The sequence below is a fragment of the Angustibacter aerolatus genome, assembly GCF_054776675.1.
Genome location: NZ_BAAHBM010000033.1, coordinates 1 through 13060 on the forward strand (window position 1 = coordinate 1; position 13060 = coordinate 13060).

A 13060-nucleotide genomic window follows, 5' to 3' on the forward strand; every position below is an offset into this window, starting at 1 on the left:
GACGGCGAGCGCGTCGTCGGGTGCGGCGGCCCGGGCCGCGAGCGCGCCCTCGTCGCCGCGGGTGACGATGACGAGCGCCGGGCCGAGCCGCGCCCAGCGCGCCAGCACCGCCGCGACCTCCTCGCCGGGGTAGAGCCACGCCAGGTCCTCGTCGCTCGCCTTCACGACGTCGCACGCCGCCACGAGCTCCTCGACGCCGGGTCGCTCGTCGTCGGCCGGGCCGATGATGCGCGGGCGCAGGTTGGGGTCGTACGACGTGGTGACCGCCGTGCCCCGCGCGGCCAGCACCGCCGCGCGCACGGTGTCGCGGCCCGGGCGCAGCGCCGCACCGATCGAGCCGGTGTGCAGGTGGGCCGCACCGGTGGGGTCGATCGCGGGCAGCTCGTTCACGATGTCGAACTCGTACTGCGCCGCGCCGGAGGTGTCGAGCACGGCGGTCGAGGTGGCCGTGCGCCCCGGCACCAGCGAGCCCGGCTCGAGCCGCACCCCGTCGTGCTCGACGTGCGCGCGCACCGCCGCGCCGTCCGCGTCGTCGCCGATGCGGGTCGCGAAGCGCGCCACGTGGCCGAGCCGGGCCAGACCGACCGCGACGTTGAGCGGGGAGCCGCCCGGGTGGCGCTGCGGCTCGCTGTCACCGAGGGCCGTGCGGTCGACGACGTCGACGAGCGCCTCGCCGACCACCAAGAACGGTTGCTGCACAGCAGGGGAGAGGTCGGTCACGCGGGGAGCCTATCGGGCCGCCCCAGCACCCGAGTTGCGCCCGGACGCCGCCGATCAGGGACGATGGGGGCGTGAGCGAACCAGCAGCCGGGCACGGGCGGCGCCGCGAGGTGCTGACCGGCGTCGTCGGCGACCCAGAGCAGCTGCGGGCCGAGCGGCGCACCGAGCGCCGCCGCTCGAACTGGCAGTCGATGGTCATCTCGATGCTCGTCGTGCTCGGCGCCGTCGCCGTCGTGCTGCTCCTCGTGCCGCGCACCAACTCGGTCGTGCAGCCCCCGGTCGACGTCGCGCGCGGTGCCGTCGCGGCGGCCGAGCAGGTCGACTTCACGCCGTCGGTGCCGACCGGCCTGCCGAGCGACTGGCGCGCCACGAGCGTGCGCACCACCCGCTCGACCGCCGGCGTGCTCACCTGGCACGCGGGCTACCAGACCTCGAGCGACCAGTACGCCGCCGTCGAGCAGGGCCAGGACGCCCCCGCCGAGTGGGTGCGCGCGCAGACGAACCGCGCCCCGACCGCCGGCACCGTCGACCTCGTCGGCCGCACCTGGACCCGCTACGTGCGCACCGACAAGGTGCAGAACAGCCTGGTCAGCACCAGCGGCGGCGTCACCACCGTGGTCACCGGCACCGCCGGCTTCGACGAGCTCGGGCAGCTCGCCCAGAGCCTGCGCCCGCTGCCCTGACCCCCGGCCCGTCCTGACGCCCGCCGCATCCGTGACGGCTGCCGTGACGCCGGGGTCGCGTCGGGGTGCGCCCGCCGCCTCGCGTCAGGTCTCGTCCGAGGCCGGGTCGTCGTCGTCCTCGTCGTCCTCGTCGTCCTCGGCGGTGTCGTCGTCCGCGTCGCCGAGGTCGTCCTCGTCGTCGAGCAGGGCGGGCTGGCTGCCGTGCGCCGCGTCGAGCCGCTCGCGCGCGCCGTCGAGCCACGTCTGACAGCGGGCCGCCAGCGCCTCGCCCCGCTCCCACAGCGCCAGCGAGTCCTCCAGGCTGGTGCCGCCCGCCTCGAGCCGCCGCACGACGTCGAGCAGCTCGTCGCGAGCCTGCTCGTACGACAGGTCGGCGAGCGGGTCGGTCTTCGGCGTGGCCCTCGGCACGCCCGAGACCCTAGCCGCGCCCACCCACAGCCACCCCTCGCACCCCGCCCGCTTCGTGCAGCGCGCCACGTGAAGTCGGCTGGCGCACCCTTCCCTGGGGTTGCACGCCGCTCGAAGGGTGCCGGCGCCACCTGAGGCTGCGGCGGCGAGCGAGACGAAGACGCTGCGGCTCGGCGCGCTGGCCCCGCGCGCTGGCCCCCGGTCGCGCGCCACGTGAAGTCGGCTGGCGCACCGTCCCATGGGGTTGCACGCCCCTCGAAGGGTGCCGGCGCCACGTGAGGCTGCGCACCGGAGCGGTCCGGCTCGACCCGTGAGGGGCCGTCAGCGAGAAGTGTCTGGCAGCGCCGCGGTCATGGCGCCGAGCTCGCGCAGCGCGGCGGTCTGCAGCTCGCCCATCGACCGCTCCTCGCCGTCCGCCAGCCACTGGGTGAAGGCGACGCCGAACACGGTGACGCCGAACTCGGCCGCCAGCCGGGCCGCCGGGTCGCCGACCCCGCGCGCTCGCAGGGCCTCCGTCAGGGTGGTGCCGAGCGCAGCCAGCTTCAGCAGCTCGCGCTCCTGCAGACCGGGGTGGGCGTCGATGACCGCCTGCCGCTGCCGCGAGTGGGCACGGCGCTCGTCAGGGAACCAGCCGGTCGACGACTCGAGCGCCGACACGACGAGCTGCATGGGGGAGGACCCCTCGGGCGCCGCGACGACGCCGTCGAGGAACGCCTGGGTCAGCGCGTCCTGACCGTGGAAGAGCACCTCGCGCTTGTCGGCGAAGTGCCGGAAGAAGGTGCGCTCGGTGAGGCCGACGCGCCGGGCGATGTCGGCCACGGTGGTCTGCTCGAAGCCCTGCTCGGCGTACAGCTCGAGCGCAGCCGTCTGCAGGCGCTCGCGCGCACCCGGTTCCCAGCGGCTCATGGCGACCAGCGTACTGATGACAGGCACTGACATGTCGGTGTAGCGTCCATGTCAGTCCCTGACTTCACTGCACTCCATCCTCAGAAGGGCACCACCATGCGCGTGTTCGTCACCGGAGCATCCGGTTGGATCGGCTCCGCCTCGGTCGAGCAGCTGCTCGCCGCCGGTCACCAGGTCGAGGGCCTGGCCCGGTCCGGCGCCTCGGCCGAGCGGCTCGTCACTGCCGGCGCGAGCGTGCGGCGAGGCGACCTCGACGACCTCGACGGCCTGCGCGCCGGGGCCGCAGCCGCCGACGCCGTGCTGCACCTGGCCAACAAGCACGACTTCACCGACCCGGTGGGCACGAACCGCGCGGAGCGGCAGGCTGTCGAGACGCTCCTCGACGAGCTGGAGGGTTCGGACCGGCCGCTGCTGCTGGCGTCCGGCGCGGCCGGGCTCGCCTCCGGACGGCTGGCGACCGAGGACGACCGCTCGCCCTTCGACGGCCCGACCGCGATGCGCGGCGGCACCGAGAACCTCACGCTGTCGTACGCCGACCGCGGGGTGCGCAGCATCGCCCTGCGCTTCGCGCCCACCGTGCACGGCACCGGCGACCACGGCTTCGTCTCGGTGCTGGTCGACGTCGCACGCCGGCAGGGCGTCTCGGCGTACGTCGGCGACGGCGCCAACCGCTGGGCCGCCGTGCACCGCTCGGACGCCGCGCGGCTCGTCGCGCTCGCCCTCGACGTCGCTCCCGCAGGCAGCCGGCTGCACGTCGTGGCCGAGGAGGGCATCCCCACCCGTGAGGTCGCCGAGGCCATCGGTGCGGGGCTGGGCCTGCCGGTGCGCAGCGTCGCGCCGGACGCCGCCGGCGAGCACTTCGGCTGGATCGGTGGGTTCTTCGGCATGGACCTCGGTGCCTCGAGCGAGCACACCCGCAAGCTGCTCGGCTGGACGCCGACCGGACCCACGCTGGTCGAGGACCTTCGCGGCGGCGCGTACTTCCCGGTCTGAGCCCGCGGGCCCTGGTCTTCGCACGCCCGTGGTGCGCCGCCGGGTCGCGCCCTCGAGTTGCCGGGTCCGGTGTCAGGTCTGCCGGGTCCGGTGTCAGGTCTGCCGGGTGCGGCGTCAGGTGCGGCGGGCGCGGCTGCGAGCCGGCTTCGGCGCTGCGGCGGGTCCCGGCTCGGCCGGTGCGGCTGCGTCGTCCGCCTCGGCGCGCGCGTGCAGCACGCCGTGCGCCAGCCGGATGCGCAGGCGCTCGCCCGTCTCGACCAGGTCGGGGTCGAGCAGCACCCGGCCCTGCTGGTGCTGGACCACGGCGTAGCCGCGCTCGAGCGTCGCGGCGGGTGACAGCGCCCGCACCTGGGTGGCGAGGTGCCGCACCTCGTCGCCGGCTCGGTCGAGGCGGTGCGCGAGGGTGCGGCGGGCCCGGTCGCGGGCTGCCTCGACCTGGTGCTGCATCGCGTCGACGACCACGGTCGGCTCGGCCAGCACCGGCCGCGAGCGCAGCGCGTCGAGCACCGCCTGCTCGTGCCGCACCCGCGCACCGACGGCGTGCCGCAGCCGGGCGCGGGCGGCCTCGATGCCGGCGAGCTGCTCGGCGACGTCGGGCACCACGAGCTTGGCGGCGTCGGTCGGTGTCGAGGCGCGGACGTCGGCGACGAGGTCGAGCAGCGGGGTGTCGACCTCGTGGCCGATCGCGCTGACCACCGGGGTGCGGGCCGCGACGACCGCCCGCACGAGGGTCTCGTTGCTGAACGGCAGCAGGTCCTCGAGCGCGCCGCCGCCGCGGGCGATGATGATCACGTCGACGTCCGGGTTGCGGTCGAGCTCCTGCAGCGCCGCTGTCACCTGGGTCACGGCGTTCGGTCCCTGGACGGCGACCTGTCGCACGGCGAAGCGGACGGCAGGCCACCGGCGGCGGGCGTTCTCGACGACGTCGCGCTCGGCGGCGCTGGCCCGGCCGCAGACCAGGCCGACCACCTCGGGCAGGAACGGCAGCGGGCGCTTGCGGTCGGCGGCGAGCAGGCCCTCGGCGGCCAGCACCCGCTTGAGGTGCTCGATGCGGGCGAGCAGCTCGCCGACGCCCACCGGGCGGATCGCGTCGGCCTGCAGGGTGAGGGTGCCGCGCTTGACCCAGTACGACGGCTTGGCGTGCACCACGACCCGGGCGCCCTCGGTCAGCCCGACGTCCATCGCGGCGAGCACCCGCCAGTGCGCGCTGACCTGCAGCGAGAAGTCGACGTCGGCGTCACGCAGGGTCAGGTAGGCGGTGGTGGTGCCGGGACGCTTCGTGAGCTGCACCACCTGCCCCTCGACCCACACCGGGGGCATGCGGTCGACGTAGTCGCTGATCTTGGCGCTGAGCAGCCGCACCGGCCACGGCTGCTCGGGCGTGGTGTCGAGGGCGCGCTCGGGCAGCTGCCGTCCGCCGGGTGCTGCGCTCACCGGTGCAGCCTACGCACGCGAACGCTTACCATGGGTACGTGACCGACACCGCCAAGCGCGTCCTGCTCGCTGCACCGCGTGGCTACTGCGCCGGCGTCGACCGAGCCGTGCAGGCCGTCGAGCAGGCGCTCGACCTCTACGGCGCCCCGGTCTACGTGCGCAAGCAGATCGTGCACAACGTGCACGTCGTGCGCACGCTCGAGCAGCGCGGGGCGATCTTCGTCGACGAGACCGACGAGGTGCCGGAGGGCGCGACGGTCGTGTTCTCGGCGCACGGCGTGGCGCCGACGGTGCACCAGGACGCTCTGCGGCTGCAGCTGCGCACGATCGACGCGACCTGCCCGCTGGTCACGAAGGTGCACAACGAGGCGCGCCGGTTCGCCAGCGACGACTTCGAGATCCTGCTCATCGGTCACGAGGGCCACGAGGAGGTCGTCGGCACCGCCGGCGAGGCGCCCGACAACGTGCAGCTCGTCGACGGACCGGACGCCGCCGACACGATCGTGGTGCGCGACCCCGAGCGGCTGGTGTGGCTGTCGCAGACCACGCTGTCGGTCGACGAGACGCTCGAGACGGTGCGACGGCTGAAGGCGCGCTTCCCGAACCTGCAGGACCCGCCCAGCGACGACATCTGCTACGCCACCCAGAACCGCCAGGTGGCGGTGAAGGAGATCGCGCCGCAGTCCGAGCTGATGATCGTCGTGGGCTCGCGCAACTCGTCGAACTCGGTGCGGCTGGTCGAGGTGGCGCTCGAGCACGGGTCGCGCGCCTCGTACCTGATCGACTACGCCGACGAGATCGACGAGACCTGGCTGGACGGCGTCACCACGGTGGGCGTGACGAGCGGGGCGAGCGTGCCCGAGGTGCTGGTGCGGGACGTGCTCGCCTACCTCGCCGAGCGCGGCTACGGCGCCGTCGAGGAGGTCACCTCCGCCCAGGAGAGCCTGCTCTTCCAGCTGCCGCGCGAGCTGCGCCGCGACCTGAAGGCAGCCGGCCGCCCCGAGACGGTGGCGGCGGGGCGCTCGCTGCCCCTCGCGTCGATCTAGCCTCACGCGCTGCGCCCCGCGGCAGGCGGCTGCCCGTCGTCGGCCGGGGTGCCGTTGACCAGCCGGTCGTCATCGAGCAGCTCGGACGCCGTGACCAGGCGCGGAACGGCGTCGAGCACCGACAGCTCGTCGAGCGGGTCGTGGCTCAGCCCCAGGTCGTGCATGCGCCGGGCCGACACCAGCACCCGCCGCTCGAGCGCACCGATCATGGCGTTGTAGTCCTCGACCCCACGAGCGAGCGAGCGGCCGAGCTTCGTGGCGTGGGCGCCCAGGCTGCCGAGCCGCACGTACAGCTCGCGGCCGACCTCGAACAGCTCGCGGGCGTTGCCGGCCAGCGCGTCCTGCTGCCAGGTGAAGGCGACGGTGCGCAGCAGCGCCATCAGCGTGGCGGGGGAGGCCAGCACCACCCGCTGGCTCATCGCGTGCTCGTGCAGGCCGGGGTCGGCGTCGAGCGCCGCCGCCAGCACGGCGTCGGCCGGCACGAAGCAGACCACCATCTCGGGAGTCGGCGTGAACGCCTGCCAGTAGCCCCTCGCGGCCAGCGCGTCGACGTGCCCGCGCAACGCCCTGGCGTGGGCGGCGAGCAGCGCAGCGCGCTCGGCGTCGTCGGCGCCCGCGGCGTCGAGGAAGGACGCGAGCGGCGCCTTCGCGTCGACCACCAGCTGCTTGCCGCCGGGCAGGCGCACCAGCAGGTCGGGCCGCACCGTGCGGCCGTGCGGACCGGGTGCGGACGCCTGCTCCTCGAAGTCGACGTGCGCGAGCATGCCGGCGTGCTCGACGACCCGGCGCAGCTGCACCTCGCCCCACACCCCGCGGGTGCCCGACGAGCGCAGCGCACCGGTCAGCGCCGACGTCTGCTCGCGCAGCGCCTCGCCGCCCGAGGCGACCGCGCTCAGCTGCTCACCGAGCCGGGCGAACTGCTCGGTGCGGTCGCGCTCGAGCACCCCCACCTGCCGCTCGACGCGCTGCAGCCCGTCGCGCAGCGGCCCCAGCACGGCCGCCAGCTCGCGGTCGCGCCCGACGTCGGCCTCGAGGTCGACCACGCGCTCGCGCAGCAGCTCGCGCTCGGCCACCAGACCGGCTGCGCGCGCAGCGGCCCACGAGCGGGTGACCAGCACACCGACCAGCGCACCGGCCAGCAGGCACAGGGCCGCCACCAGGATCGTCATGCGGCACACCGTGCCAGGCCCCACCGACAACCCCGGCGACCCTCGTAGGGTCGGCGGCATGTCGCACCCGACCACCCGCTGGATCGCCGAGACCGGCGGCACGCGCGGCGCCGTGTACGCCGAGCGCATCCGCCGGCTGCACGCCGCAGGCGGTGCCGTGCACGGCGAGGCGGACGCCCTCGGCGCCCTCGTGCCGACGCCCGCCCGGGTGCTCGACGCCGGGTGCGGCACCGGTCGGGTCGCGGTCGAGCTGGCCCGCCGCGGGTACGACGTCACCGGGCTCGACGTCGACGCCTCGATGCTCGCGGAGGCCGAGCGCGACGCGGCCAGCGCCGGGGTCGACGTCCGGTGGGTGCTCGGCGACCTGCTCGACGCGCCGGCGCTCGCGGGCGACGGGTACGACCTGGTCGCCGCGCCCGGCAACGTCGTCGTGTACCTCGCGCCGGGCACCGAGGAGCGGGCGGTCGCGGCGCTCGCGACGGTGCTGCGGCCCGGCGGTCTGCTCGTGGTCGGGTTCGCGGCCGACCGGCACGTGACGGAGGCCGACTACGCGGCGTGGTGCGCGGCGTCCGGCCTGACCGCGGTGCACCGCTGGGGCGGCTGGGACGGCGAGGTGGGCGACGGCTCGTACGTGGTGGCCGTCGACCGCCGGTAGGATCTTGTCTTCGTGGCCCTCACCATCGGCATCGTCGGACTGCCCAACGTCGGCAAGTCCACCCTGTTCAACGCCCTCACGAAGAACGACGTGCTGGCGGCGAACTACCCGTTCGCGACCATCGAGCCGAACGTCGGGGTCGTGCCGCTGCCCGACAAGCGCCTCGACCGGCTGAGCGAGATCCACGGCAGCGCCAAGATCCTGCCCGCCACCGTGTCGTTCGTCGACATCGCCGGCATCGTGAAGGGCGCGAGCGAGGGCGAGGGCCTGGGCAACAAGTTCCTCGCCAACATCCGCGAGGCCGACGCGATCTGCCAGGTCATCCGCGCCTTCGACGACCCGGACGTCGTGCACGTCGACGGTCGCGTCGACCCGGCGTCCGACATCGAGACGATCAACACCGAGCTGATCCTCGCCGACCTGCAGACGCTCGAGAACGCCGTGCCGCGCCTCGAGAAGGAGGTGCGCGGCAAGAAGGCCGACCCGAAGGTGCTGGCCGCGGCGCAGGCCGCGCAGCAGCTGCTCGAGGGCGGCACCACGCTCTACGCCGGCGCCGCGAAGGCGGGCATCGAGCTGGACGACCTGCGCGAGCTGTCGCTGCTCACCGCGAAGCCGTTCCTCTACGTGTTCAACCTCGACGAGGCCGGCCTCGCCGACACCGCCAAGCAGGCCGAGCTGCGCGACCTGGTGGCGCCGTCCGAGGCGATCTACCTCGACGCGCAGGTCGAGTCCGAGCTCGCCGAGCTCGACGCCGAGGAGGCCGCCGAGCTGCTCGCCGGCATCGGCCAGGACGAGTCGGGCCTCGACCAGCTCGCCCGCATCGGCTTCGACACCCTCGGCCTGCAGACCTACCTGACGGCAGGTCCGAAGGAGTCGCGCGCCTGGACGATCCACAAGGGCTGGACCGCCCCCCAGGCCGCTGGCGTCATCCACACCGACTTCCAGCGCGGCTTCATCAAGGCCGAGGTCGTCTCCTTCGACGACCTCGACCAGCTCGGCTCCATGGCCGAGGCCAAGTCCAAGGGCCGCGTGCGCATCGAGGGCAAGGACTACGTCATGGCCGACGGCGATGTCGTGGAGTTCCGCTTCAACGTGTGACTCGTTGCCGCTCCTGCAGCAGCAGGCGCACCGCGGTCTCGCCACGGCGCAGCGCCTCGTCGGCCACGTCGTCGAACGGCACCCCGAGCAGGATCTGTAGGACGTCGTCGTCCCGGTACACGCGTCGCAGGAGCTGCTGGTAGGACGCTGGGTCCTCGCCGAGCTCGAGGCGTTCCGCCAGCGCGACGACGTCCGGTGCGTCCTGGGGTCGGAGCGCGACGAGCTTCATCGCCAGGAGGTGCTCCACCGGCGCCCGGTGCACGGTGAGGCCGGGAGCGCTCGGCGGCCGCTCGGCCGCAGCAGATCGTGGCGGCACCCACGCCCTGGCGCTCTCGTTGAGCCAGCTCGGCGGCCGCGCCCGCTGCTCGGCCAGCGCACGGGCCTCCTCCCGGACGACGTGGTCCGAGACGACGGCGTCCACGTCGACGGTGCGGCGGCCGTCGCGAACCGTGACCGGGATGGCTGCGCCCCCGACGACGTACACGCTGGCGGCGACACCGGGGGCTCGAAGCCGCTCGCCGAGCGCCTCCAGGAGGCGCTCGATCTGGGCCGCCCGAGCTCGACGGCGCTCATGCGGTGGTCAGGTCGCGTTCGGCCGCGAAGACGCCGTGGGCCGCGAGCCACGTCGGCGTCGTCGCGCGGATCTCGTCAACGCCCAGGAGGAGGCTCGGGAGCACGAAGTCGACCTGCGGCCGCTCGTCACCAGGGTCGACTTCGGTCCAGCGCGGAGGTTCTCGGTCAGTCGCCACGAACTCGTGCTCGACCAGCGCCGCGAGGAGCGCGTCCCACTCGCGGCTGCCCGTGCTGCGCGGGACGGCGTGCCAGGCATCGGCCGCTGCGTCGTCCTCGTGCAGCACCTCGCGCACGTGGTCGCGGGCCTGCAGCACCAGCTTGAGCGCCCACACGGCGTCGCCGTCGCGCAGGGCCTGACGCACCTCGCGCACCGTGGACTGCGGGGTCATCCAGCCGCTGGACCGGGCGGCACGGAGGCCGGCGGCGAGCCGGAGCGCCCTGAGGTAGAACGCCGCGGTCGGCATGGTCGAACCGGTGCGGTACGTCGAGAACCGCGACGGCGACGTGCCGAGCGCCGTCGCGAGCTCCGCCTGGGTCAGCCCGCTGTCGGCGAGGGCAGCGGCCAGCCCCTCGACGACGGCACGGCTGTCTCGATCCACCCCGCGACGTCATCAGATCGGATAACGCACCAGTCGGCGCCGGGGTCACACGTCGACGTCGCTGCCCATCGTGACGGTCTGGCTCCCGGGGAGGCCGAAGTAGGCGGCGGGGTCGGCGGCGTTGTGGGCCAGGCCGATGAAGAGCGTCTTGCGCCAGCCGCGCATGCCGGGGGCGCGGCTGCGGCGGATGGCACCGCGGGAGACGAAGTACGAGGCGTCGCTGATGTCGTGGACGGCGTTCTCCAGCACCGATTCGTCGCAGGCCTGCTGCAGCGCGGCGGGGAGGTCGGGCTGGTCGGAGAAGCCGAGCCGGATCGACAGGTGCTGGATGCCGTCGTCGGCGCGTCCCAGGTCGTCGGCGGTCAGGCGCTCTGCGGCGGGGACGTGCGGGACGTTCGCGGAGACCACCGTCACGATGATCACCGACTCGTGCAGCACCTGGTTGTGGTCGGTGTTCGCCCGCAGCGCCAGCGGCACCGTGTCCTTGCCGGGGTGCGGGAAGACGGCGACGCCGGGCACCCTCGGCAGCTTCCGCTCGCGCACCTCCTCCACGAAGTCGGCGAGCGAGCCCTCCTTCGCCCGGCGGTTGACCGAGACGATCTCGCGCCCGCGCCGCCAGGTGGTCATCACCACGAACACGGACGTCGCGATGAGCAGCGGCAGCCAGCCGCCGTGGGCCACCTTCGACAGGTTCGCCGCGAGGAACACCACCTCGACGAGGCCGAACGCCACGGCCGCGAGGGCCAGCTTCCACGGCCGCCAGCCCCACAGCACGCGTGCGACCAGCAGCAGCAGCACGGTGTCGACGACCAGGGCGCCGGTCACCGAGACGCCGTACGCCGTCGCCAGCCGCGCCGACGACCGGAAGGCGAGCAGGAGCACCAGCACCCCGACGAGCAGCAGCGCGTTGAGACCCGGCAGGTAGATCTGGCCGCCCTCCTGCTCGGAGGTCTGCTTGACCGTCTGCGGTGGCAGCAGCCCGAGCTGCATGGCCTGACGCGTCAGCGAGAACGCCCCGGAGATCACCGCCTGGCTGGCGATCACCGTCGCCGCGGTCGCCAGCACCACGACCGGCAGGCGCGCCCACTCGGGGTAGAGCAGGAAGAACGGGTCGTGCTCGGCCCCGGGGTGGTCGAGGATCAGCGCCGCCTGTCCCAGGTAGTTCAACGTGAGTGCGGGGAAGACGAGGAAGAACCAGGCCCGCAGGATCGGCTGCCTGCCGAAGTGCCCCATGTCGGCGTACAGCGCCTCGGCCCCGGTGATGACGAGCACGATCGCGCCCATCGCGACGAAGGCGATGCCCGGGTGCGCGACGACGAAGGCCGCCCCGTAGGTGGGCGACAGCGCCTTGAGCACCTGCGGTTCGGAGGCCGCCCGCCACACGCCACCGGCCGCCAGTGCCAGCAGCCACAGCACGGTGACGGGTCCGAACAGCCGCCCCACCCGGCCGGTGCCGAACCGCTGTCCGGCGAACAGCAGCACCACGATCACGACCGCGATGGGCAGGACGACGTGGCTCAGGCTCGGGGCGGCGACCTCCAGGCCCTCAACCGCCGACAGCACGCTGATCGCCGGGGTGATCAGGGAGTCGCCGTAGAACAACGACACCCCGACGACCCCGACCAGCAGGAGCGCACCCGAGCGCCCACCCCGCTGGCTGTAGAGCCGGCGGGCCAGCGCCGCCAGGGCGAGCACCCCGCCCTCGCCCTCGTTGTCGGCGCGCATCACGACGCCGACGTACTTCACCGACACGATGAGCGTGACGGACCAGAACATGAGCGAGACGACGCCGTACACGTCGCCGGGAGTGGGGCGCACCGCGCCGCCGTCGATCGAGAACACGGTCTCGAGCGCGTACAGCGGGCTGGTGCCGATGTCACCGAACACGACCCCGAGCGCCGCCAGCACGAGGCCGGTGCGGACGGCGTGCGGTGGCCCGGGCCGCTCCACGGGGCCTGGCGCCTGCTCGCCCTCGACCACGGTCGTACCGGTCACAGCGGTCCCTTCGGGCGACACGAGGCGGGGTCGACACCCCGCTCGCGACAGTCTCGCCGAACTCCTCGCCCGGTGCCCGCCGCGTCGGTCAGTCGGCCTGGGCCGGGCGCCAGGGCTGCCGCTCGTGCGACATCCAGATCGCGACGGGGTCCAGGCCGAGCACGAGCCGCTGCCCCTCGGTGGTGGGCTCGTCGACCTGTCCGTGCCAGACGAAGGTGTCGCCCGCGACGACCTCGAGGCCCTCCGCCGTCTGGACGACGACGACCTGGGACCCGCGAGTGTGGCCGGGGGCGGGCACGAGGCGCAGGCCCGGCAGCAGCTCGAGCTCGCCGTCGACCGGCCGGTACTCGACGCCGGGCGCGTCGACCCACTCGGGGATCGTGGCGACGGCTCCGGTGCGGACGTCGTCGAGCTCGGCGCGCTGCACGTGCACCGGGGTGCCGGCGAAGAGGTGGTTCCCGCCGCAGTGGTCGAAGTGCAGGTGCGTGTTCACGACGTGGTCGACGGTCGCGAGGTCGACGCCGTCCGCGCCGGTCCAGGGGACGAGCCGCGGGTCCATGTCGGCGACGGCGGGGTGCAGCTGCGTCAGGCCGGTGTCGACGAGCACGCGCACCCCGTCGCGTTCGAGCAGGTGCACGCAGACCGGCATCCGCTCGCCGGCCGCCAGCAGGTCGGCGACCTGCACCGGGGTGATCGTCCACGTCGGGTCAGCCACGTCGTCTCCTCCAGGTCGGGCGGTCGAGGGTACGACCGCGCACCGGCACAGAAGTCATCGAGCGGG

The 13060-nt window shown here is 74.1% G+C and carries 14 protein-coding genes; 5 read left to right on the top strand and 9 right to left on the bottom strand.

The annotated features are described in order from the left end of the window. A partial coding sequence (locus ACYVI6_RS09690) for a PfkB family carbohydrate kinase (protein ID WP_460446175.1) occupies positions 1–720 on the bottom strand: 720 nt, incomplete at its 3' end. A gap of 71 nt (positions 721–791) precedes the next feature. Between ACYVI6_RS09690 and ACYVI6_RS09695 the strand changes: the two genes are divergently transcribed. After that, positions 792–1403, top strand: a complete 612-nt coding sequence (locus ACYVI6_RS09695; RefSeq protein WP_460446176.1) for a DUF4245 domain-containing protein — start codon at positions 792–794, stop codon at positions 1401–1403. 84 nt (positions 1404–1487) lie between these two features. On the opposite strand, the gene ACYVI6_RS09700 is transcribed toward ACYVI6_RS09695, so the two are convergent. Next, positions 1488–1811 carry an exodeoxyribonuclease VII small subunit gene (locus ACYVI6_RS09700; protein ID WP_460446177.1) on the bottom strand — a complete coding sequence of 108 codons (324 nt, stop codon included), beginning with the start codon at positions 1809–1811 and terminating at the stop codon, positions 1488–1490. 321 nt (positions 1812–2132) lie between these two features. Next, positions 2133–2717 (bottom strand): TetR/AcrR family transcriptional regulator, encoded by a 585-nt coding sequence (locus ACYVI6_RS09705; RefSeq protein ID WP_460446178.1) that lies wholly within the window; start codon positions 2715–2717, stop codon positions 2133–2135. A 96-nt stretch (positions 2718–2813) separates the two neighbouring features. Between ACYVI6_RS09705 and ACYVI6_RS09710 the strand changes: the two genes are divergently transcribed. Then, positions 2814–3710, top strand: coding sequence for an SDR family oxidoreductase (locus ACYVI6_RS09710; protein WP_460446179.1), 897 nt, complete (start codon positions 2814–2816; stop codon positions 3708–3710). A gap of 114 nt (positions 3711–3824) precedes the next feature. On the opposite strand, the gene xseA is transcribed toward ACYVI6_RS09710, so the two are convergent. After that, positions 3825–5144 (bottom strand): exodeoxyribonuclease VII large subunit, encoded by a 1320-nt coding sequence (gene xseA / locus ACYVI6_RS09715; protein WP_460446180.1) that lies wholly within the window; start codon positions 5142–5144, stop codon positions 3825–3827. A 2-nt stretch (positions 5145–5146) separates the two neighbouring features. Here xseA and ACYVI6_RS09720 point away from each other — a divergent pair, with 2 nt between their 5' ends. Further along, positions 5147–6190, top strand: coding sequence for a 4-hydroxy-3-methylbut-2-enyl diphosphate reductase (locus tag ACYVI6_RS09720; protein ID WP_460446181.1), 1044 nt, complete (start codon positions 5147–5149; stop codon positions 6188–6190). 2 nt (positions 6191–6192) lie between these two features. Here ACYVI6_RS09720 and ACYVI6_RS09725 read toward each other — a convergent pair whose 3' ends face one another. Continuing rightward, positions 6193–7359 carry a DNA recombination protein RmuC gene (locus ACYVI6_RS09725; protein WP_460446182.1) on the bottom strand — a complete coding sequence of 389 codons (1167 nt, stop codon included), beginning with the start codon at positions 7357–7359 and terminating at the stop codon, positions 6193–6195. A 58-nt stretch (positions 7360–7417) separates the two neighbouring features. Between ACYVI6_RS09725 and ACYVI6_RS09730 the strand changes: the two genes are divergently transcribed. Together ACYVI6_RS09730 and ychF are read left to right on the top strand one after the other, a co-directional pair. Beyond that, positions 7418–8014 carry a class I SAM-dependent methyltransferase gene (locus ACYVI6_RS09730; protein WP_460446183.1) on the top strand — a complete coding sequence of 199 codons (597 nt, stop codon included), beginning with the start codon at positions 7418–7420 and terminating at the stop codon, positions 8012–8014. Positions 8015–8026: 12 nt separating this feature from the next. After that, positions 8027–9112: a redox-regulated ATPase YchF gene (gene ychF, locus ACYVI6_RS09735; protein WP_460446184.1), complete on the top strand. Its 1086-nt coding sequence runs from the start codon at positions 8027–8029 to the stop codon at positions 9110–9112. On the opposite strand, the gene ACYVI6_RS09740 is transcribed toward ychF, so the two are convergent. From ACYVI6_RS09740 to ACYVI6_RS09755, 4 genes are all read right to left on the bottom strand, one after another. Then, entirely contained in the window at positions 9102–9533 is a 432-nt protein-coding gene (locus ACYVI6_RS09740; RefSeq protein WP_460446185.1) for a hypothetical protein, read from the bottom strand. The two genes, ychF and ACYVI6_RS09740, sit on opposite strands and share 11 nt — an antisense overlap. Positions 9534–9681: 148 nt before the next feature. Continuing rightward, positions 9682–10284 carry a helix-turn-helix domain-containing protein gene (locus tag ACYVI6_RS09745; protein ID WP_460446186.1) on the bottom strand — a complete coding sequence of 201 codons (603 nt, stop codon included), beginning with the start codon at positions 10282–10284 and terminating at the stop codon, positions 9682–9684. Between the two features lie 45 nt (positions 10285–10329). Next, positions 10330–12279 (bottom strand): potassium transporter Kup, encoded by a 1950-nt coding sequence (locus ACYVI6_RS09750; protein ID WP_460446187.1) that lies wholly within the window; start codon positions 12277–12279, stop codon positions 10330–10332. Between the two features lie 88 nt (positions 12280–12367). Next, positions 12368–12928: an MBL fold metallo-hydrolase gene (locus ACYVI6_RS09755; protein ID WP_460446210.1), complete on the bottom strand. Its 561-nt coding sequence runs from the start codon at positions 12926–12928 to the stop codon at positions 12368–12370. Between the last annotated feature and the right edge of the window lie 132 nt (positions 12929–13060).